Below are 20,918 nucleotides of genomic sequence, written 5' to 3'. Positions count from 1 at the left end.
CGTCAAGGACATCGCCGCCAAGGGCGCCACGACGCTGACGCTCTACAAGCACGGGGACTGGGTGGACTTCTGCCTCGGGCCTCACGGCCCCACCACGGGCCGCATCGGCGTCATCAAGATCCTGTCCTCGAGCGGCGCGTACTGGCGCGGCGATCACCGCAACCCCATGCTCCAGCGCGTCTACGGCACGGCCTTCTTCGACAAGAAGGCCCTGCAGGAGTACCTGACGCGCATCGAGGAGTCCAAGAAGCGCGACCACCGCAAGCTGGGCAAAGAGCTGGACCTGTTCCACTTCCACCCGTTTGCGCCGGGCTCGGCCTTCTGGACGCCCAAGGGCACCACGATCTACCAGACGCTCTCCACCTGGATGCGCCGCCTCACCGCCGAGCGCGGGTACGTGGAGATCAAGACGCCGCTGCTGTTCAACAAGGGCCTCTGGGAGATCAGCGGCCACTGGGGCAAGTACAAGGAGAACATGTTCCTGGTGCTCGACAACGAGTCCGGCGAGCACGACTTCTCCCTCAAGCCGATGAACTGCCCCTCGCACCACCTCTACTTCGGCTTCAAGCGGCACAGCTACAGGGACTTGCCGCTGCGGCTGCACACCCAGGACGTGCTCCACCGCAACGAGGCGGCGGGCTCACTGGGCGGCCTCACCCGCGTGCGCCAGTTCGCCCAGGACGACGCGCACATCTACTGCACGGAGAGCCAGATCGGCGACGAGGTCCGGAGCTTCGTCCAGTTCCTGGACCACATCTACAACGCCGTGGGCCTGAAGTACTCGGCCAAGTTCTCCACCCGGCCCGAGCAGCGCCTCGGAGATGACGCCACGTGGGATCTCGCCGAGACAGCCCTGGAGGGCGTGCTCAAGACGCTGGGCGTGCCCTACGAGGTGAAGCCCGGCGAGGGCGCCTTCTACGGCCCGAAGATCGACTTCGACGTGTCCGACAGCATCGGCCGCAAGTGGCAGCTCGGCACCATGCAGCTGGATTACATGGCTGCCCAGCGCTTCGATCTCAACTACATCGGAGAGGACAACGCCGAGCACAGGCCGGTGGTGCTCCACCGCGCCATCTTCGGCTCCTTCGAGCGCTTCATCGCCATCCTCACGGAGCACTTTGCAGGTGCTTTCCCCACATGGCTGGCTCCCCTCCAGGCCCTCATCGTCACGGTGGCGGACCGGCAGCTGGACTACGCGCGGACGGTGCGTGACCAGCTGCGCGCCAAGGGCTACCGGGTGGACTTGGACGAGCGCGGCCAGTCACTCAACGCGAAGATCCGCGAGGCACAGCTCCAGAAGATCCCCTTCACCCTGGTCATCGGCGACAACGAGGTGGAGGCGGGCGGTGTGGCTCCCCGCCGCTACGGGGGCGAGGACCTCAAGAGCATGAAGTTGGAGGCCTTCGAGGCCCTCCTGGGCAAGGAGGCTGGCCTTCCCTAGGCCTTCCCCAGGTGTCGTGGGAGGTCTGGAAGTTGCTGACCTCCCTTGACTCCCTGGTACAGAAAAGTATGTTGGACGTCTTCCAAGTGAGCGAGGCAGGCCCAAGCTCCCGTATTTGGAGGATTTTCACATCGTCCGCGATCAGAGAACGAACCGTCGTATTCGCGCTCGTGAAGTCCGTGTCGTAGGACCGGCTGGCGAGCAGCTGGGAGTCCTGTCGATTGAGCAGGCGCTGGAGCGCGCTCAGGTCGAGGGTATGGACCTTGTCGAGGTCAACCCCATGGCCAAGCCGCCGGTCTGCAAGATCATGGACTACGGCAAGTTCAAATACGAGGAGAAGAAGCGGGCCTCGGAAGCAAAGAAGAAGCAGGTCGTCGTCCACCTCAAGGAAATCAAGCTCCGCCCCAAGACAGAGGAGCACGACTACGAGTTCAAGGTTCGCAACATCAAGCGGTTCCTCGAGGAGGGCAACAAGGCCAAGGTCACCATCGTGTTCCGCGGTCGCGAGATCACCCACAAGGAGCTGGGCAGCGCGATCCTGGAAGATGTGAACAAGGACCTGAAGGAAGTGGCCGTCGTCGAGCAGGCGCCCCGCATGGAGGGGCGGCAGATGTTCATGATCCTCTCGCCCAACCCGAGGGTGGCGCAGCGGGCGCGCGAGCAGGCCCGGCAGCAGGCAGAGGCGGCGGCGAAGGCGGAGGCTGCGGGGAAGAAGCCGGAAGGCAACAGAGTGGTGGGTAGCAAGCCGGAGGGCAGGCCCGACGGCGACAGGCACGAGGACAGGCCCGAGGAAGCCGTTCCTCCGGCGGCCCAGCAGCAAGGCGGGCTGGCACCCGAGGTCAGCGCAGCGACCGGGACGAAATAGAAAGATTTGGCTGTCGGCTTCGGCTGTCGGCCTGTATCAAGGAAACCCGAGAGGGAAGGACTGGGACAATGCCGAAGTTGAAGACGCGGAGTGGTGCGAAGAAGCGGTTGCAGGTGAAGAAGACTGGCAAGGTGAAGCACGGCAAGGCCTACGGCAAGCACCTCTTCACCCACGCCAAGACCCCGGCCCAGAAGCGGCGCAACCGCGGCACGGGCCACCTTCGCGACATGGATGCGAAGAAGGTCATCAAAGAGATGTTCCCCTACGGGGCGAACTAGCCGGAAATCACCCACGGGCCCTGTCGGAGCGGCGTGAAGCCTGCGCCGCGGGGTTCCTAGCCTGAGCAGTCGAGGAGTGTGTCATGCGCGTCAAGAAGGGGTTCAAGGCCCGTCGCCGTCGTAATCGGATTTTGAAGCTGGCCAAGGGGTTCCGTGGCCGCCGGAAGAACTGCTACAGGCGGGCCAACCAGGCCGTCGAGCGCGCGCTGGACTACGCCAGCCGCGACCGCGCGGTGAACAAGCGGACCTTCCGCGCGCTGTGGATCGTCCGCATCAACGCGGCCGCCCGCGGTGTGGGGCTGTCCTACTCGAAGCTGATCGCGGGCCTGGCCAAGGCGAAGATCTCCCTGGATCGCAAGGTGCTGGCCGACATGGCCATTGCGGATCCCTCGGGCTTTGCCGCTGTCGCCAACATCGCGAAGGCGGCCTGACCCACGCCCGGCCGAGTGGCCGGTGCATAGAGCGCCTGGGAGGCTCCCGTTGGGGCCTCTCGCGCTGGAATGAGTACACGGGCTGCCTCGCCAGGGGCGGCCCTTTTTTTTGCCCCCGCTCCTCTGGAGCGCGGGAAGGGGAGCGAAGTCATGCGGGATCGCTTGCAGGCCCTCGCGGAGGCGGCGCGGCGGGACATCACCGTCGCCTCGGAGGTGGCCGCCGTCGAGGCGTTGAGAGTTCGCTACCTGGGCAAGAAGGGAGAGCTGTCCGGCGTGCTCGGAGGCATGGGCAAGCTGGCCCCCGAAGAGCGCAAGGCGCTGGGCGAGGTGGCCAACCAGGTGAAGGCGGAGATCGAGAAGCTGCTCGCGGACGCGCTCAAGCGCGCCGAGGAGGCTGCGCTCGAGGTGGAGCTGAAGGGCGCCAAGGTGGACGTGACGCTGCCCGGCCGCGGCGTGGCTCCTGGCAGCCGGCACCCGGTGTCCCGGACGATGGAGGAGATCGTCCGCACGTTCGGGCGGCTCGGCTTCGAGGTGGCCGTGGGGCCCGAGATCGAGCTGGACTACTTCAACTTCGAGGCGCTCAACCTCCCCAAGGATCACCCCGCGCGGGACATGCAGGACACCTTCTACGTGGACGAGGCGACGCTCGGGCACGCGAAGAAGGCGGACAGCCCCGTGCTGCTGCGCACGCATACCTCGCCCGTGCAGGTGCGGCACATGCTGACGCACAAGCCGCCCATCCGCGCCGTCATGCCTGGCCGCGTGTACCGGCGGGACTCGGACATCACCCACACGCCCATGTTCCACCAGGTGGAGGGGCTGCTGGTGGACAAGGACGTGAGCTTCGCGGAGCTGAAGGGCACGCTGGATGCGTTCGTGAAGGCCTTCTTCGGCTCGGACACGCGCACGCGCTTCCGCCCGTCCTTCTTCCCCTTCACCGAGCCCTCGGCGGAGGTGGACATCTCCTGCACCTCGTGTGGCGGCAAGGGCTGCCGGGTGTGCAAGCAGACGGGGTGGCTGGAGGTGCTGGGCAGCGGCATGGTGCACCCCAACGTCTTCACCTCCAGCGGGTACGATCCGCGCGAGGTGACGGGCTACGCGTTCGGCATGGGCGTGGAGCGCATCGCCATGCTGCGCTACCGCATCGATGACCTGCGGATGATGTTCGAGAACGACGCGCGCTTCCTCGAGCAGTTCTGAGCGGCGGTTGGACTCACTCACGCAACCTGCTGGACGAAGTCCGGAAGAGGGCTGACCTGTGAAGATTTCGGTGAAGTGGCTCGGCGAGTACGTGGCGCTGCCGGCGTCGGTGGATGAGCTGGCGCGCAAGCTGACCGCGGCGGGCCTGGAGATCGAAGGCCTGGAGCGGCCGGGAGAGGCGCTCCGCGGCGTGGTGGTGGCGCAGATCAAGGAGTCCGTGCAGCACCCGAACGCGGACAAGCTGTCCGTGACGAAGGTGGACGCGGGCGGCCCGGCGCTGCTGCAGGTGGTGTGCGGCGCGAAGAACTACAAAGTCGGCGACAAGGTGCCGCTGGCCACGGTGGGCTCGAAGCTGCCCAACGGCGCGGAGATCAAACAGGCCGCGCTCCGCGGCGTGGACAGCTCCGGCATGCTGTGCTCGGCCAAGGAGCTGGGGCTCACCGAGGACGCCTCCGGGCTGCTCATCCTCTCGCCGGAGGCGAAGCCCGGGACGCCGATCGCCCAGGCCTTGGGGCTGGATGACGTGGTGCTGGAGGTGAACGTCACCCCGAACCGGCCGGATGCGCTCTCGCATCTGGGCGTGGCGCGTGAGGTGGGCGTGGTGACGGGTGCCGCGTTCCGCCCGCCGGAGCCCAAGCCTCCCGAGCAGGGGGGCTCCTCGGCCGAGAAGGTGAAGGTGCGGATCGATGAGCCCGCGCGCTGCCCTCGGTACGCCGCGCGCGTCGTCGAGAACGTCACGATCAAGCCCTCTCCCCAGTGGCTGCAGGATCGGCTCAAGGCCTGTGGCGTGCGCGCCATCAACAACGTTGTGGACGTGACCAACTACGTCAACCTCGAGTACGGCCAGCCGCTGCACGCCTTCGATCTGGAGAAGCTGGCGGGGCGGGAGATCGTCGTGCGCTGCGCGAAGCAGGGCGAGAAGATCCAGACGCTCGATGGCAAGGAGCGCACGCTCGACGCGGACGATCTGGCGATCTGTGATCGGGATCGGCCCCAGGCGATCGCCGGAGTCATGGGAGGCGGAGACAGCGAGGTGTCCGAGGGCTCGAGGAACATCGTCCTCGAGTCGGCGAACTTCCTGCCCTCCAGCGTGCGCCGCACGTCCAAGCGCCACACCCTGCACACGGAGGCGTCACACCGCTTCGAGCGGGGAGCGGACATCGACGCGGTGGTGCCGGCCATCGATCGGGCCGCGCAGCTGATCGCGGAGCTGTCCGGAGGCACCGTGGCCTCGGGCCGCGTGGATGTGTACCCGAGCCCGAAGCCACCGCGGCGCGTGGCGCTGCGCTACGGGCGGGTGGAGACCTTCCTGGGCACGGCCGTCTCCGAGGCGGAGTGTCGACGCATCCTCGGTGCGCTCGGGTTCCGGGCGGCGGAGGAGGGTGCCGGGCAGACGACGTTCGAGGTGCCCCGGGCGCGCGTGGACGTGGAGCGCGAGGAGGATCTCCTGGAGGAGATTGCCCGCGTGTACGGCTACGACAACATCCCCGCCCGGCTGCCTCGCGGCATTGCGGAGCTGGCCCCCGAGCCCGCCTCCGCCGAGGCAGAGCGGCGGCTGCGCCAGGCCCTCTCAGGCGCGGGACTGAACGAGGTGGTGAACTACTCGTTCGTGGCGCCGAAGAACCTGGAGGTGCTGGGCGGAAAGGACGCGCCAGTGGCGCTCGTCAACCCGCTCAGCGTGGAGCAGTCGACCATGCGCACCAGCCTGCTGCCTGGGCTGGTGGAGAACCTCTCTCGCAGCGTGCGGCACCAGGTAGAGCGGGTGGCCATCTACGAGACGGGCCGCGCCTACTTCCGGGATCCCGAGGGCGGCCAAGGCCGGCGCCCGGCGACGCGCGAGGTGCCTCGCGTGGGCGGGCTCGTCTGGGGCCTGCGCTCTGGGCGCACCTGGACCCAGAAGGATGCTCGGATGGACTTCTATGACGCCAAGGGCGCCGTGGAGGCCGTGCTCCACGCCCTGCGCGTGGAGGAGGTCCGCTTCGTGCCCGCCGAGGCTCCGGCCTGGCACCCGCGCGCCTGTGCCCAGGTGGTGCAGGCCGACGGGACGGTGCTCGGCTACGTGGGCGAGCTGCACCCGCGCGTCACCAAGGCCCTGGACCTGCCGCAGGGAGTGTTTGCGTTCGAGCTGGACACCGAGCCCCTGTACGCCGCGGCCCGGCTCGTGCCCGAGTACCACTCGCTGCCTCGCTTCCCGGCCGTGCTGCGCGATCTGGCGGTGGTGGTCCCCGCGGAGCTGCGCAACGACGAGGTCCGGCGGGTCATCCTGGAGGTGGGCGGAGCACTCGTAGAGGACGCCCTCATCTTCGATGTCTACACGGGCAAGCCGATCCCCGAGGGGAAGAAGAACCTCGCCTACGCCATCCGCTACCGCTCGCCCGAGCGGACGCTGACCGATGGGGAGGTGGGCGAGGCGCACCAGCGGATCATCTCCGAGGTGAACCAGCGGCTGGGTGGCGCGCTGCGGTCCTGAATTCCTGAATGAAGTCAGAGGGTTGACACCCCTCTGGGAAGGCTGTCAGCATCCGCTGCGTTCACCGCTGAAGGGGTTTCCGAGGCACCGTATGACGAAGGCGGACATCATCGAAGGCGTCTACGAGAAGGTGGGCTTCTCCAAGAAGGAGTCGGCCGAGATCGTCGAGCTCGTCTTCGACACGCTGAAGGAGACGCTGGAGCGGGGGGACAAGATCAAGATCTCCGGCTTCGGCAACTTCCAGGTGCGCCAGAAGAAGGCGCGAGTGGGGCGCAACCCGCAGACGGGCAAGGAGATCGAGATCTCGGCCCGTCGGGTGCTGACCTTCCGGCCGAGCCAGGTGCTCAAGAGCGCGCTCAACGGCGAGGCGCCTCCGGAGAACCACGCGGAGATCGACGCGCGCGAGGAGGAGGCGGACGAGAACGACGAGTTCGACTCGGACGATCAGGACTTTGGAGACGAGTCGGACGGGAAGTAGTCCCACCTACCGGTGGTTTTCTCACGGCCGCCAGCGGCTCTTGCTTGACGCTGGCGTCATGGAGGGGCATAAGAGCGGCCCGTTTCTGACGGGCAGTATCGGGGCGTAGCGCAGCCTGGTAGCGCACTTGCTTGGGGTGCAAGTGGTCGCAGGTTCAAATCCTGTCGCCCCGACCATCGAAGGCCCTGGAGTTCCGGTGTCAAAGCCGGTGACTCCAGGGCCTTCACCTTTTTTGCCCTGACCCTCCAGCAGCCCCCCACCAAGCACAGTGCGGCCGAGGGAGCGCCTGAGGCCATCGCTTCAGGCCGCTTGATGGGGCTCTGTCCCCCTGAGCGCGGATCGGCGCGGGCTGCCCCCGAGAAGCCACCCGCGTACACCGCGCCCGCCGAGGGTACCCGCCGTGTGCTGGGCCCCTGCCACCTTCTCTTCTGGCTTCCACCTGTGATACCCAATAGGTTTAAAACCTATTAGGTTTAATCCGCAGGAGGCGAGGAGCGTGACCATGAGCCGTGAGACAAGGACCTACAGCGGTGAAGAGCGAGGCTGGATCCACTGGAGCACCCTGGGCTGGGGCAGCGTGCTCCTGCTGATGCTGGGGGCGTGGAGCTGTGCCCCCAAGGTGGCAGGCGTCTACGACAGCACCCGGGCCTCCGTGGCACAGGCGGACGACTTCAGACTGCTACTGCAGGAAGCGGGGCTGGCCCCTGGAGAGATCCCCACCGAGCCGATGGTGACGGTGGAGCAGGCCCGTCGGCTGCGCATGCTGCTCTGGCTCGCGGTGGCGGATGGCGACATGAAGAGCTACGGGCCGCGCGTCACGGCGGACTTTCTCCTCGCCGAGACCGTGACGGGAGGAGCAGCCGTGTTGCGCACCGCCCTCAACGAGCGTCTCCGCAGGTTCGAGGGCCTCGCGGTCCTCCGCCCAGATGGCTACCTCGCGCTGGCGATCACGGGTGCTCCCCTTCAGTGCGTCGGCCCCGTGCAGATGCAGGGGAACGAGCTCCTGGCAGGAGACTTCAAGGTCGGCCCCTTCTACATGCAGGAGGGCGGCTCCTTCCGGGAGGAGCCAAGCCTCCCGCCCCGTGCTTCCTTCCTGCCGGGCCCTGAGGTCTCCGCGAAGCCCCAGTAGCCCACCCCTCCGCGCATCACTCGCCGTTCCCTTTCATCTGGAGTCCGCCATGCACGAGAAGACCCCGCTCGATCCGAACGAGACCGAGAAGACGTTGAAGGCCGAGGCCCTCCCCGAGCCGCCCACGGAGAGAAGGGAGGAGACATTCCGGGGCGTGCTGAGGCGGTTGCAGCGGGACCTCGGCACCGCCCTTCGGATGCTCCAGGAGCACCCCTATGACTCCTTCTCGGCAGGGCGCGTGAGCTTCGAGGTCCTCCGGGTGCTCGAAGAGCGCAGCAACGGGGAGGTGCTGCTCCTGGCCGAGCGCCGTCTGCGTCATGGGCTCGCCGGGTACGTCGTGGTCAAGCGCTTGCGCGATCCGGTGCGCTTCGAGCTGAGGCAGCGCCTCATCGAGGAGGTGCAGCTCGCCTTCCGCCTCCACCATCCGGTCATCGCCCAGGTGCATCACCTCCGGGTGATGGAGAAGGTGCCCTACGTCATCATGGAGTACGTGGAAGGGCGCAGGCTCGACTCGCTGATCAGCGCGGCGGCCATGCTGGGCCGTCCGCTGCCGGTGCCCTTCGTCCTCTACATCACCTCCGAGGTGGCCGATGCGCTGCACTACGCGCACACGCTGACGGAGGACGAAGAGGGAGGCCGGCCGCTGGGCATCATCCACCGGGACGTGAGCCCGCGGAACATCCGCGTGGGCCGGAAGACGGGAGCGGTGAAGCTGACGGACTTTGGCGCGGCCTTCTCCCAGCGGGTCGGCCGGGAGGAGACACCCGGGCGGCTGCTCAAGGGCGATCTGCTCTACGCCTCGCCCGAGTACCTCCTGGGCGCCGAGCTGGATGCACGCTCCGACATCTTCTCCCTGGGGCTTGTGCTGCTGGAGGCGCTGACGCACAGGCACCTCTTCAACGTGGAGGACTCGCAGCCCGTGTCCCAGAGCGCGGAGAGGAGCGCCGCGACGGCGGACGAGACGCCCTCCCTGCCCCTGGTCCGGATGATGACCCTGGCCGAGGAGTACACGGCGCAGGAGGTGGAGCGCGTGATCGAGGATCTGCCGCAAGGGCTCCAGGCCATTCTCCGCCGAGCCTTGGGGAAGACCCCCGCCGAGCGGTATGCGACGGCCGAGGAGCTGCGCCGGGACCTGCACGCTCAGCTCGTGGCGCTCGCTCCGGGCTATGGCCGGAAGGAGGCGGCCGAGGAGGTGGTGAGGCTGTTCACCGAGGCCAGCGCCCGGCGGGATATCGCGGAGCCGGTAGAGGTTGGCATCTACCCGGACTGCCTGGACGCGCACGAGCTGGCGCCCGGGAGCGATGAGCACCGCGCGTAGAGAAACCCACGGTGGGGGAGGGGGCTGTTGAGCGTGCCCCTCACCCCTTCAGCGCAGCAGGGCCCGGGCCATCGTGAGGAGCGCCTGGCGCTGGGATTCGTCCAGCTTGCGAGCCAGGGAGAGGAGCTGGTTCACCGAGGGAGGCTCCTCCTCGGAGCGCCTGGCCTTGTTCCCGCGTGGGGGACGGGCTCGGCCCAGCAGCTCATCCGACGTGGCGCGCAGCGCATCGCACAGCCGTACCAGCGTCGGGACGCTGGGCAGCATCTTCGCGTTCTCCAGGCGGTTGTAGACGACGTGGGCGATCCCCACCATCTCGGCCACCTGCGCCTGCGTGAGCCCCAGCCGCTCACGTGCGCCACGGGCGGCCTGTCCCAACGTCTTGGCCAGCGTGTCGCTCACGGCGAGGGCGAGGCGGGTGACGTTCCCGAGAGGTCATTCCCCAGGAGCACGTCGGTGGGAGTGCGAAGAAGCTGGGACAGCCGCACCAGCGTCCGAACGCTGGGCATCAGCAGCCCGCGCTCCAGGCGCCCATAGGCCACGAGTGGCAGCTCGATGGCCTCGGCAACCTGCTCCTGCGTGAGCTGCGCTCGCTGGCGTGCGGCGCGCACGGCCTTTCCGAACGACGCGGCGAAGAGTTCCGGCATGGATGAACCTCGGTGGAAGAGGGACGGAGCACCGCCCCCGAGCTGATCCTGGCCTCTATACCCCAAGGGTTGACGGACGAGTAGACCCGATGAGTCAGCCCTGGCCTGTCGCTCCACTGCCGGCCATCCGCCTGGGAGAAGCGCTGAAGAGGGGTTCTCGTGCCTGTTCTGCTAGCCTCCTGCACTACCCAGGAGGTTGAGTCCATGCGCGAGGGCGCCCACATCTCTGCGGACTGCTCACCGCTCCGGAAGCAGGGGCTCGTGGGAGTCCGCCCACCATGAGCGGGCGCGAGAAGAGCCGCGTTCCGGAGGTGTCCCGCGGCACGGACGTGGGCGGCTACACAGTGGAGGCCCAGCTCGGCGAGGGCGGCTTCGGCACCGTGTTCCGCGCGCAGCGGGTGGCGAGCTCTACGCGCTGAAGCTCCTACCGCTGGAAGAAGTGGGGGAGTGGGGCGTGCGGGAGATGCTCACCCTGGCCCGGGTCCACCACCCCCACGTGGTGCGCCTGCTGGGACATGGCCAGTGGCCGGACAAGCAGCCCCGGTACTTCGTGGTCATCATGGAGTACGTGCCAGGGCGGCGCCTGGACGTGTGGGCGAACACGGAGAACCCCTCGGCGCGGGAGGTAGTGCGCAAGGTGCTGGGCGTGGCGCGGGCGCTGGCCGCCATCGATCGGGTGAAGGTGGTCCACCGGGATGTGAAGGAAGCCAACATCCTGGTGCGTGACGACACCGGCGAAGCTGTGCTGGTGGACTTCGGCGTGGGAAGCGATGGGGAAGCCTCCTGGCGAACAGGGGGGCTGCTGCCGCCGGGGACGCCGGACTACCGCAGCCCCGAGGCGTGGCACTTCGAGCGGGAGAACAAGGGCGTCCCGGGGGCGCACTACCGCCCCACGCACTCGGACGATCTGTACGCGCTGGGCGTGGTGCTCTATTGGCTGCTGACGAACCGGAGGCCCTTCCACGTGGAGGGACGCAAGGGCGTGGATGCCGTCCTCACCCAGGCACCCAAGCCTCCCCACCTGCTCAACCCTCGGGTGCCGGTAGAACTGAGCGAGTTGTGCCTGCGCTTGCTGGCAAAGAAGCCCGAGGTTCGCCCTCCGGATGCGCAGGCGCTGTGCACGGCACTCACGGCGTTGCTGGAGCGGCAGGGGGCAGCCTGGGAGGCGCCGCTGTGTGAAGCCTTCAGCGAGCACACAGTGACGACGCGCCTGGGCCCAGGGGGGGACGAGGTGGCGCACTACCTGAAGGCGGCGCGGGAGGCCGAAGCGCGGCCCCGGCGAGGACTGCGCCCCCTCCTCGCGGTGCAGGGTGCGTCTCCTGCAGCGGTTGCCGGCGCTGCACCTCCCGCTTACAGGCTTGGCCCTGCCGCTGCCGCAAGCTCTCCCAGGCCGGCGGTGGCGGCGCTCGCCCGGGTGGATCCGCCCGAGGCACCTGCCGCCCTTCCCGTCGAGGCCGTAGCGCCTGCCCCTGTGGCCCTTGTCTCGGCGCCCGCGCAAGTCTCGCTGTCTCCCACCAGAGCAGTGGAGCACCAGATCCTATCTCGGAACTTGAGTGTCCCACAGCGAGTGGCGGTGGGACTGATCCTCGCAGGGGCAGTAGGAGGAGGCGTGGCCTGGTTCTGGGGATCCTCGCACCGCACCGCCAGCCCGCCACCGTTGTCGGCCAAGACGACAGGAGGGCCGCGCGCTGGGTCCTTCGAGTCCGGCGCGGAAGTGACCTGGGAGGTAGGCGGGAAAGTGGCGCCTCCCTGGAAGCCGCCGGAAGCTACCGGCCGCGACCTCTTCGTCACCGAGGGGGTGGCTCTCGTGGCTCCCGCCACGTTGAGCGAACAGGGAGAGGCTTCCATGAAAAACCCGCAGCAGAAGCAGCAGAAGGGCCTCGGTCCCGTGGGTAAGGCGATCACCACGGGCAGCGCCTGCATCACCCTGGCCTGCACCGGGTCCCAGGTGCGCCCCGAGCCTCCCGCCGAGCCGTGCCCTCCCGGCGCTGTCCAAGCCATGGCCGAGCTGGACATCGACATCGGCGACCACTTCGTTGGAGGCCTCCCAGGCCCGGTTTCCGAGGTCATCTCCGTGAAGGAGGGGTGGACTAGGGTGCAGCTCTCCGGGGGCTTCGAGGATCTGCCTCCGGCCGCCATCCTGAAGGGTCGGCTCATCTTCGGTGGCGATCGCGTCTACGGGCGGTTCATCGAGGCGCAAGAGTACAAGGGTACCCGCACCTGGCCTGTCTGCATGGAGCTGGGGGACACCTCGGGCAATCGGGGCCTGGAGCTGGAGCCCGGCTCCACGGCTGACACTGCGAAGGTCTTCTCCAGCGTCACGGTCAGAGCAGTGGATCGCTTCAAGTGAGCAAGGCCAAGGCTCGCGGCCCTCGGAGCGCGGGCACTCTGGAGCCGGAAGGCGTGGTAGAGGCGACGTCCCAGGACACTACGTCGCCACCCCACGCTGGAGGTTCTGTTCCGTGCTCACCTCGTCCCCCGCCGTTCTTCTGGCGCTGGCGCTCCTCGTGGGCGCCACTGCCACCGCGCAGCCCCGAGCCGTCCCATGCGAAACGGGAACCCGGCGCATCGAGCTGAAGACGGAGCCCACCAGCGAGGTGCCCGAGTTGTGCATCGGCGCGGAGCTGTCCACCACCCTCATCTTCTACGGCGCGGAACTCCTCAGTAGCGGCGTGACCGTGGATGGGCGGGAGCTCTTCACGATGGTGGAGGTGGGCAACACCATGCTCCGGCTGGTGCCCTCGGAGCGCGTGGTGCCGGGCGATCGATTGCGGCTGACGGTGCGCTTCAAGGACGGAGCAGCCCCGGCGAGCGCGACCTTCTGGCTGGTTGTGTACCCCGGGCAGGTGGAGCCGTGGGTGGAGGTGTACCGCGAGAAGCGCACGGTGGAGTCCTACCAGCAAGAGGTGCAAGAGAAGGACACGCAGCTCCACCAGTGCCAGGAGGACAACGAACGGCTGCTCGCCGAGAAGGAGAGCCCCGGGGGCCTCACGGGCCTGCTTGCCACCGGACTCATGAATGAGAAGGGTATCCCCCCCAAGGATCTCTCCAAGAGCATCGGTAGGCACCCCGGGAACGCCGTCCCCGTTCGATGGGCCTTCAGCTACCGCTCCACCCGCACGGTGGCTGTCGTGGTGATTCTGGCGCCCACCGAGGAGATGCCGCCCTGGCGAGCGGTGAGAGCGGAGCTGGTGGGCCCAGGACGTCGCACGCTGCGCGTGAACCCACCTTGGCAACGCGATCCCCTCAGCTACGCCGCGAAGGACTGGAGTGTGGTGATCGAGGCGGACGCGACGGAGGAAGAGACCCGGGGCAGCTTCACCCTCAAGTTGTGGGATGCGGAGGGGACCCGGAGCGTCATCGTCACTGGGGTGACGTTCCCGTAGACTGGAACCCTCCTCGTTCTGGAGGGCGCCCCATGGCAACCCGTCTGACCGTTGCGGTCCTGCTCCTCGCCCTGCTCAATGCGTGCGCCTCCCAGCGTGTAGTGCGCCTCGACACGGGTCAGGGTGCGCCACTGGAGTACAGGCCGCCCACCTCGAACAAGTCCGTGAAGGTGGACGCGGAAGCGTTCGAGGAAGCGCTGACGCAGTTGGTGCTGAATGCGCCCCTCACCCTCCGTCCACCCCAGCAAGGTTGGCTGGTGCGCGCCTCCTACCCCAGCGACGACCCGGACAAACGCTGGCAGCGCCTGATGAGCAAGAGCTTCGGCGGCATCTGCGAGCCGGGCCAGCGCAGGGAAAACTGCCTCTCCCTGCTCGATGACGTGATGGGCTTGAGCGAGTGGGACAAATTGGGGGTAGCCTTGGGCCTGTCGATCGATCCCCTCAAAGAGAGCATCGCCAAGGCGGTGGAGAACACCTTGGCCCCCCAGCTCTTCTACACCGTGATAGCCACGGGCCTGATCACCTGGGCCGTCTTGGCGGCCAACCCCGAGCCCGTGTTCACCAAGGCGGCGGCGATCGTTTCAGCGGCGCTGTTGATCTACCTGGGAGTGGAGACGTTCCTGGAGTTGGTGGATGCGAGCCGGGAGTTGAAGTGGGCCACAGACCGGGCCACGACCTGGGAGGAGTTGGAGCGCGCCAGCAAGCGCTTTGCGAACCGGGTTGGGCCGGAGGTGGCCCGCGTCTTCGTCCTCGCGGTGACGGTGGTGGTGAGCCACGGCATAACCGGGGGCTCGGCATGGCTGGCCTCAAGGCTGGCGATGCTGCCCAGCTTCACGGAGGCGGCGGCACTGGGGGCCTCACAACTGCGCCTCACACTTTCGGAGATAGGACAGGTGAGCGCGGTGGCAGTTTCCGCCGATGGCACCATCACCATTACCCTGGCTTCCACGGCGGTCGCTACGGTGGCTGTCACAGAGTCCAAGCCGGGCTACCAGCCCGCGCCGGCCGTCAAGGGCGACCCCTACCATCCCGAGAAGGTCGCCGAGCGTCAGGAAGGCTGGCAGCAGACGTATCCCAAGCCACCGGAGAAGGCCCCCCTCCGGGTACCGATTGGAGGGAAGCAACTCACACCCGTCTTCGAAGGGGATGCCGCTAAGTTCCTCGCCGGCCAGCCGACGCTTCGCTCCAAGTATGAGAACGCCATGCAGAAGGGGCTCGTTCCCCCCAAGGGGCAGAACGGTATCGTCCCGTCCGAGCTGGAAGGGTACCAATTCAAGATCAAGATCCTGGGCCAGGGAGGCGACTTCCGCATCCATGGGAAGGTCTCTGGCGACCGGATCATCTTCGACAAGGTCACCACCCACTGAGCCGGACCTCCGCCAGACGGACAGCAGGAAGACACCATGGATTGGACACACGTGATGACCGAGCTCGACGCGCACCTCTCGGACGAGAAGGTCGTCCGCGACGTGGAGGAGTTCTTCAAGGCGGTGGGGCGTCGGCTCGAACTCGATAGCGAGGAGGTCGTCTTCCCACCAGAGACTCGAATCCACGTCGTGGAGAAGATGCTGGTCCGCAACCCCGAGGTCCGCGGCGGCGGGTACTTCCTGGTCAAGTCCGTCCTCAATCCCACCTTCCAGGACGGGAAGTACACCGGCCGCTCTCTCTCGGGGACGCTGAAGATCATGTACGACCTGGAGGGCCGCTGGCTGGACGAGTTCTATTCACGCGCGGCTTAAATTCGCCGACTCGCCCCAACATGGGCGGAGCAGCGACAGATTCTCATCGACGCGGTTCGTCCGGGTCGGAGAGTCAGGGCCATAGCCACCAGTCCCAACGGTGCCCTCATCGCCGAGGAGCTCAAGGAGGCCCTGGCGCGCTTCGGGGCCACGGGGACGAAGTTCAAGGAGGTGTAGCTCCCCAGTAGAACGGGGCTTGAAGCGTTCGCCGCCACCGAGCAGTCCATCATCATCGAGGCACGGAGGATCCTGTCTTCGTCAACGTTCGCTCGCATTCGCGCTGCCCAGGCTGCGGGGAAGGGCGTCGTCGTTCGTATCAACGGGCGTCTCATCCAGTACGAGCCCAGTGCCCCGTGTTCCGGAATGACTCTCTTCGGTGAGAATGGCTTCTTGCTGGGGCGTGAGGCGTTCAGGTCGGAGGCCGAGGTTGTCAAGACCCTCCTGCATGAACTTCATCGGCTGACGACGAGTGTGGTTCGATCTGAGGGGGCCACGATGGCGACGGTTCAGAGCGAGACTCAGGCTGCCAAGGTCTTCGCGGACCGAGCCTTCAAGGCAGCCTTGGAAGGGGGAAGACAGTGAAGGACGAAACGCGGCGGTGGGTAGAAGCGGGGATCGTCCTAGGCAAGGAACCCAAGGTGGTGGTCATGTGCCCCGCCTGCCAGAAGGCCCCTCTCGAAGTCCTGGATCAGGCACTCGATGATAAGAAGGCTGAGCGGCACATGCGCTGTCCACTCTGCGGGGCGTACAACAGCATTCTCTTGGACCGCACCTGAGGCTGCCCTGGCGACCTCGCCCGCCTTTTGCTCTCGGTAACTCCTAGGCCCGCCCCAGACGGTCAGCAGCCGCCCAGGCTCGCCAGACCCAGGAGGCAGCGAGGCAGACTGTTGGACATCATCTCGGGGGACGTGGTCAGCGAGCAGCGCCACCAACACATCCTCAGGGTGCTCATTGCCAGTCCGATCGGTACATGGATGGCGTGGACGCTCAACCCGGATGCCCCGGATGACAGAGCCTACTGCGCGATCCTGTTCTATTACGGCTGCGATGATCTGGGGTGGCATCGCTTGGCGATCTTCAACCGCAAGACCCTATAAGTGGTACGCTCTTCTCCCGGCCGTGAGATTCGAGCCCTGATCCATGAGCAGTCCTGAGGCCCTGGTCGTCCGCTCCTTGAAGCAGCACCTGGCCGCCCAAGGCCTCCCGCTGGGGCGCTTCCACTCGATCCTCGTCGATGCCCACCCGAGCTACGTGCACTCGAGGGCCAGCAGCGCCCTGGAGCCGTTCGCGCAATTGAAGATCGGCAACGTCCGGGCGGACCTCGTCGGGAGCATCAGCGAGCATGACAGCTCCACGATTGTAGGGATCGAGGTCAAGCCAGACCTTCGCGACTGGCAGAAGGGGTTGGCCCAGGCTCGCACCTACCGCGACGGCGTCCACTACGCCTACTTCGCAGCCCGTGTGAAGACCCGCGAGCCTGCACGCAACAGCGTCGAGCGGCTCGCTCGAGAGCTCGGCGTCGGAGTCCTCTTCGCTGAGAATGACAACTGGCAGCAGACCGTCGCGCCAGATGATCCGCTGCCTCGACCGTCCCTTCTCCAGGTCACGGCCCACCTGCTCGAGGGTGTTCCCGTCGCCCGCCGACTCCAGCTGAACCACCCGCTCAATTACCTCGTCGTTCCGTATCTCGCGGCGAGCTCGAGCTCAGAGTCTCTCCTCGAACGTCTGGCAGCGGAGTGGCCGGACCTCGGCTCAGACGCCACCCGGCGTCACGCCCTTGTCGGGGCCGCCACCCTGGGCCTCTTGAACCACGAGGGAGGCCTCACGTTAGAGGGCCGGAACGTCGCCGATCTCCTGCGCGCTGTGGGCTTCGATCCAGGAGCGAATCGGCTCAACAAGCGAGCACGGCTCCTGGAGGTGTCACCCGGCTGTGCAGCCGTTGCGAGGACCGTCTTCTTGCGTCAGCCCGCCGTACGGCTCGTCCTCGACGTCCTTCAGACTGAGCAGCGTCCCCTGACGGCCGTGGCGCTCACGCGCGCTGCACTCAAGAGAGCTCTTGTCCTCGCCTCATCCGTTTTTCTGGCGGATCCAGGAGCCCCGCTGTCCCTGTCTCCGGACGGCACAGCGTTCAACCCCTCTGCCGTGTTCAAGCTCAAGCAGAACCTCTGGCATGCAGGCCTCCTCTCCTCGAAATCTCATGAGTCCTCCGGCAAGCGCGCGGTCGACTACCGACCCCATGAGGACCTCTGGGCGCTGGAGGATGGCGGTCACACGGGAATGTTCTACCGCCGTGGAGATCCAGTGGCCTGAGCCTCCGAACAAAGCCATGGAGTTTCGCGGGTTTCCCGTGAGACTTCAGAGCCTTCCGCTTTTGCACAGTTCACGTGCAGGCCCCAAGCCTTGTCCGCCCCCAGGCAGGCGTAAGATGGGGCTGACGATACCGGAGTGACTGCCGGGGCCGGCGTCGTCAGGGGGGCTCACATGACCGGGTTGCCAGGGTACACGCTCGTCGAGTCGTTTCAGGCGTGCGGTTCCGTTCTCTTCGCCCGCGCCATCCGCGAGGTGGATCGGCACAAGGTCATCCTCAAGACGCCACGCTCGGAGCACCCGGGGCCCCGCGAGCGCACCCGCTTCGAGCACGAGTACAACCTCCTGCGCCGCCTGGAAGGAACCCCCGGGGTGATCACCGCCCTGGGCCTCGAGGTCCACCAAGAGCGGCCCCTGCTCGTGCTCAAGGACGTGGAAGGCATCCACCTCTCGGAGCAGGTGGGAGCCCCCGTCGAGCCGGGCTCCTTCCTCGAGCTCGCCATCTCCCTGGCCGGGACACTCGCCGAGGTCCACCGCCGCGGCGTCATCTATCAGGCGCTCCAGCCCGCCAACATCCTCCTCAGCTCCACGAGCCAGCCCTGGCTCGCGGACTTTGGCAGCGCCACCCTCCAGGAGACGCGGCACGACCAGCCCGCACCGCAGAGCCTCCTCGAAGGGATGCCGGCCTATATGTCCCCAGAGCAGTCCGGCCGGATGAACCGCGCGCTCGACTACCGCACGGATCTCTATTCGCTGGGCATCATCTTCTATCAGCTCCTGACGGGCAGCTTCCCGTTCAAGGCCAAGGACGCGCTGGAGTGGATCCACGCGCATCTGGCCCAGGTCCCTCCGCCGCCGCACCAGTGGGAGCCCTCCATCCCTCCCATGCTGTCGGCCATCGTCCTCAAGCTGATCGCCAAGATGCCCGAGGAGCGCTACCAGAGCGCCGAGGGGCTCCAGGTCGATCTGCAGACGTGCCGGGAGCGGCTCGAGCGCGGCGCTCGACAGGAGTTCCCGCTGGGCAGACAGGACTTTCCCGCCCGCTTCCAGCTGCCTCGGCGGCTGTATGGCCGTGACGAGGAAGTCCAGAGCCTGCAGAGCGCCCTGGATCGCATGATGCGCAAGCAGCGCCCCGAGTGGCTCCTGGTGCGCGGCTACTCCGGCATCGGCAAGTCGTCCATGGTGCAATCGCTGCACCCTCAGCTGATGCGGCGACGCGGCTTCTTCCTCAGCGGCAAGTTCGACCAGCTCCAGCGCAACGTGCCCTACGCCCCCCTGGCGCAGGCCTTCAAGGGCCTGGTGCAGCAGCTCCTGGCGGGCAGTGACGCGGAGGTGGAGTCGTGGCGCAAGCGCCTGCTCGAGGCCTTCGAGGGGCTGGGGCAGGTGATGGTGGAGCTGGTGCCCTCCCTGCAATGGATCGTGGGCCGTCTGCCCGCCGTCTCCGCGCTGCCATCCCAGGAGGCCCAGAACCGCTTCCACCGCGTCCTCCAGCGCTTCCTGAGCGTCTTCGCCACGCCCGAGCGTCCGCTGGTGCTGTTCCTCGATGATCTGCAGTGGGCGGACTCCGCCAGCCTCCAGCTGCTGAAGTTCCTCGCCGCACACCCCGACACGCCTCCGCTGCTGTGGGTGGGCGCCTACCGGGACAACGAGATGCACTCCGCCCACCCGCTCGCGCAGGCCGTGGAAGAGCTGCGCAAGGCGGGCACTCGGCTCGGGGACATCTCCCTGGGGCCACTGCCGCCGCAGCAGACGCGGCAGCTCGTAGCCGATGCCCTGCCGGGTTCCTCACCGGAGGCAGTGCAGACGCTGACCGCCGTGCTGCAGGCGAAGACAGGGGGCAACCCCTTCTTCCTGCTCCAGCTGATGCAGACGCTCTACCAGGACGGGCTCCTGGTGCGCGCCCCCCAGGGAGGCTGGAGCTGGAACGAGGCCGGGGTGAAGGCCAAGGGCTACTCGGACAACGTGGTGGACATCCTCGCGGGCCGGCTGCAGCAGCTGCCAGAGCCCACCCAGCGGCTGCTGCGCCTCGCCGCGTGCGTGGGCAATGCGTTCTCCGCGCCCACCCTGGCCCTCCTGGGTGGCCTCGCGGCACATGAGCTGGAGCTGCGGCTCGAGCCCGCACTGCGCGAGGAGGTGGTGACGCGGGCCGGCGCCGATCACTACCGCTTTCTCCACGACCGCATCCAGCAGGCGGCCCACGCCCTGATCCCCGAGGCGGAGCGCAAGGCCGTGCACCTGCGGATCGGCCGCCAGATGCTGGCCAGCCTTCCACCGGAGGAGCTGCGCGAGCGGCTCTTCGACGTGGTGGGGCAGCTGAACGCCGGCGCGGAGTTGATCGGGGACGGCGAGGAGCGTCTCAGGCTGGCACGGCTGAACGCCGAGGCGGGCGATCGGGCCCAGGCGTCAGCGGCCTGGCGCTCGGCCGTGGCCTACTTCACCGCTGCCTTCCAGCTGATCCCCGGCGATCCCTGGGAGGTGGAGCACGCGCTCGTGTTCAAGCTGCGGCTGGATCAGGCCCGCTGCGAGCTGATGGCCGGCCATCCCTCCGAAGCTCGCAGGCTGGTGGACGAGCTGCTGCCTCGGGCGCTCACCCCTCCGGAGCTGGCCGAGGCCTACCGCCTCGAGAGCACGCTCCACCTGGCCGCGGGGGAAGTGGAAGCCTCTGTGGCCTGCCTACTCCAGTGCCTGGAGCGGATCGGCATGCCCATGCCGCTCAGCCCCACCTCGGAGCAGGTGAAGGCCGCCGATGAAGAGGTGTGGGCGCTCCTGGCTGGGCGCCCCATCGAGAGTCTCTCCGAGCTGCCACCCATGGCGGATCCCGACATGAAGGCGGTCATGAGCGTCCTGGCCGACCTGACCGTGCCGGCGCTCTACTCCGGCAGCAGCCTGCTGCCCTTCCACCTGTCCCGCATGGTGGCCCTGGCCCTCCGTCACGGCAACACCGAGGCCTCCGCGCATGGCTATGCCTGGTATGGGCTGGTGTGCTGCGTCGCCGCGGCAGAGAAGTACGAAGAGGGGTATGCGTTCGGCCGGGTGGCTCAGGGGCTCGTGAATCGCCTGAAGCTCTCCGCCTACCGCAGCGGCACCCTGTTCATCCTGGCGCACCTCAGCCGCTGGGTCCGCCCCTTCTCCGTGTCCCTGGCGCGCTTCCAGGAGACGTTCAGCCACGCGCTCCTCGGAGGAGACTTCCGCAACGCGTGCTACTGCTGCGACAACATCATCATCGATCACC

17 protein-coding genes, 1 tRNA gene and 2 pseudogenes are annotated in these 20,918 nt (G+C 67.4%); 18 read left to right on the top strand and 2 right to left on the bottom strand.

What is annotated here, in order from left to right:
* The 10 genes and pseudogenes from thrS to VD972_RS27790 form a co-directional block, all read left to right on the top strand.
* Positions 1-1,441: threonine--tRNA ligase (thrS, locus tag VD972_RS27835; protein ID WP_324991782.1), on the top strand; the 1,441-nt coding region annotated here is incomplete at its 5' end.
* A gap of 130 nt (positions 1,442-1,571) precedes the next feature.
* Positions 1,572-2,081 (top strand): annotated as a pseudogene (gene infC, locus VD972_RS27830) (translation initiation factor IF-3); the annotation flags it as partial.
* A gap of 293 nt (positions 2,082-2,374) precedes the next feature.
* Entirely contained in the window at positions 2,375-2,584 is a 210-nt protein-coding gene (rpmI, locus tag VD972_RS27825) for a 50S ribosomal protein L35 (RefSeq protein WP_324991780.1), read from the top strand.
* A gap of 83 nt (positions 2,585-2,667) precedes the next feature.
* Complete coding sequence (gene rplT / locus VD972_RS27820; protein WP_324991779.1) at positions 2,668-3,015, top strand: 50S ribosomal protein L20; 348 nt, start codon at positions 2,668-2,670, stop codon at positions 3,013-3,015.
* Between the two features lie 150 nt (positions 3,016-3,165).
* Entirely contained in the window at positions 3,166-4,215 is a 1,050-nt protein-coding gene (gene pheS, locus VD972_RS27815) for a phenylalanine--tRNA ligase subunit alpha (RefSeq protein WP_324991778.1), read from the top strand.
* A gap of 58 nt (positions 4,216-4,273) precedes the next feature.
* Positions 4,274-6,685, top strand: a complete 2,412-nt coding sequence (gene pheT, locus VD972_RS27810; RefSeq protein WP_324991777.1) for a phenylalanine--tRNA ligase subunit beta — start codon at positions 4,274-4,276, stop codon at positions 6,683-6,685.
* 91 nt (positions 6,686-6,776) lie between these two features.
* A pseudogene (locus VD972_RS27805) lies at positions 6,777-7,055 on the top strand (integration host factor subunit alpha); the annotation flags it as partial.
* Positions 7,056-7,262: 207 nt separating this feature from the next.
* A tRNA-Pro gene (locus VD972_RS27800) sits at positions 7,263-7,339 on the top strand.
* A 326-nt stretch (positions 7,340-7,665) separates the two neighbouring features.
* Positions 7,666-8,292 carry a hypothetical protein gene (locus tag VD972_RS27795; RefSeq protein ID WP_324991775.1) on the top strand — a complete coding sequence of 209 codons (627 nt, stop codon included), beginning with the start codon at positions 7,666-7,668 and terminating at the stop codon, positions 8,290-8,292.
* A gap of 49 nt (positions 8,293-8,341) precedes the next feature.
* Complete coding sequence (locus VD972_RS27790) at positions 8,342-9,610, top strand: serine/threonine-protein kinase (RefSeq protein ID WP_324991774.1); 1,269 nt, start codon at positions 8,342-8,344, stop codon at positions 9,608-9,610.
* A 48-nt stretch (positions 9,611-9,658) separates the two neighbouring features.
* On the opposite strand, the gene VD972_RS27785 is transcribed toward VD972_RS27790, so the two are convergent.
* Together VD972_RS27785 and VD972_RS27780 are read right to left on the bottom strand one after the other, a co-directional pair.
* A complete protein-coding gene (locus VD972_RS27785) occupies positions 9,659-10,009 on the bottom strand; it encodes a helix-turn-helix domain-containing protein (RefSeq protein WP_324991773.1) in 351 nt (116 codons plus the stop codon).
* Complete coding sequence (locus VD972_RS27780) at positions 10,006-10,254, bottom strand: helix-turn-helix transcriptional regulator (RefSeq protein WP_324991772.1); 249 nt, start codon at positions 10,252-10,254, stop codon at positions 10,006-10,008. Before VD972_RS27780 ends, VD972_RS27785 begins: the two co-directional genes overlap by 4 nt.
* A gap of 278 nt (positions 10,255-10,532) precedes the next feature.
* Between VD972_RS27780 and VD972_RS27775 the strand changes: the two genes are divergently transcribed.
* The 8 genes from VD972_RS27775 to VD972_RS27740 form a co-directional block, all read left to right on the top strand.
* Positions 10,533-10,673, top strand: coding sequence for a hypothetical protein (locus tag VD972_RS27775; protein ID WP_324991771.1), 141 nt, complete (start codon positions 10,533-10,535; stop codon positions 10,671-10,673).
* A 35-nt stretch (positions 10,674-10,708) separates the two neighbouring features.
* The gene (locus tag VD972_RS27770; protein ID WP_324991770.1) at positions 10,709-12,604 is read left to right on the top strand and encodes a serine/threonine-protein kinase; all 1,896 of its coding nucleotides are present in this window, start codon (positions 10,709-10,711) and stop codon (positions 12,602-12,604) included.
* Positions 12,605-12,716: 112 nt separating this feature from the next.
* Positions 12,717-13,640, top strand: a complete 924-nt coding sequence (locus VD972_RS27765; protein ID WP_324991769.1) for a DUF2381 family protein — start codon at positions 12,717-12,719, stop codon at positions 13,638-13,640.
* Positions 13,641-13,672: 32 nt separating this feature from the next.
* Positions 13,673-15,007, top strand: coding sequence for a hypothetical protein (locus VD972_RS27760; protein WP_324991768.1), 1,335 nt, complete (start codon positions 13,673-13,675; stop codon positions 15,005-15,007).
* Between the two features lie 36 nt (positions 15,008-15,043).
* Complete coding sequence (locus VD972_RS27755) at positions 15,044-15,379, top strand: hypothetical protein (protein WP_324991767.1); 336 nt, start codon at positions 15,044-15,046, stop codon at positions 15,377-15,379.
* Positions 15,380-16,266: 887 nt separating this feature from the next.
* Positions 16,267-16,476 (top strand): hypothetical protein, encoded by a 210-nt coding sequence (locus VD972_RS27750; protein ID WP_324991766.1) that lies wholly within the window; start codon positions 16,267-16,269, stop codon positions 16,474-16,476.
* 43 nt (positions 16,477-16,519) lie between these two features.
* Complete coding sequence (locus VD972_RS27745) at positions 16,520-17,689, top strand: hypothetical protein (protein WP_324991765.1); 1,170 nt, start codon at positions 16,520-16,522, stop codon at positions 17,687-17,689.
* A gap of 171 nt (positions 17,690-17,860) precedes the next feature.
* On the top strand, positions 17,861-20,918 hold a 3,058-nt coding region (locus VD972_RS27740; RefSeq protein WP_324991764.1), incomplete at its 3' end, for a serine/threonine-protein kinase PknK.

The sequence above is a fragment of the Hyalangium sp. genome (assembly GCF_035629615.1).
Lineage (GTDB): Bacteria > Myxococcota > Myxococcia > Myxococcales > Myxococcaceae > Hyalangium.
This window is presented reverse-complemented; position numbering and strand designations above follow the sequence as displayed.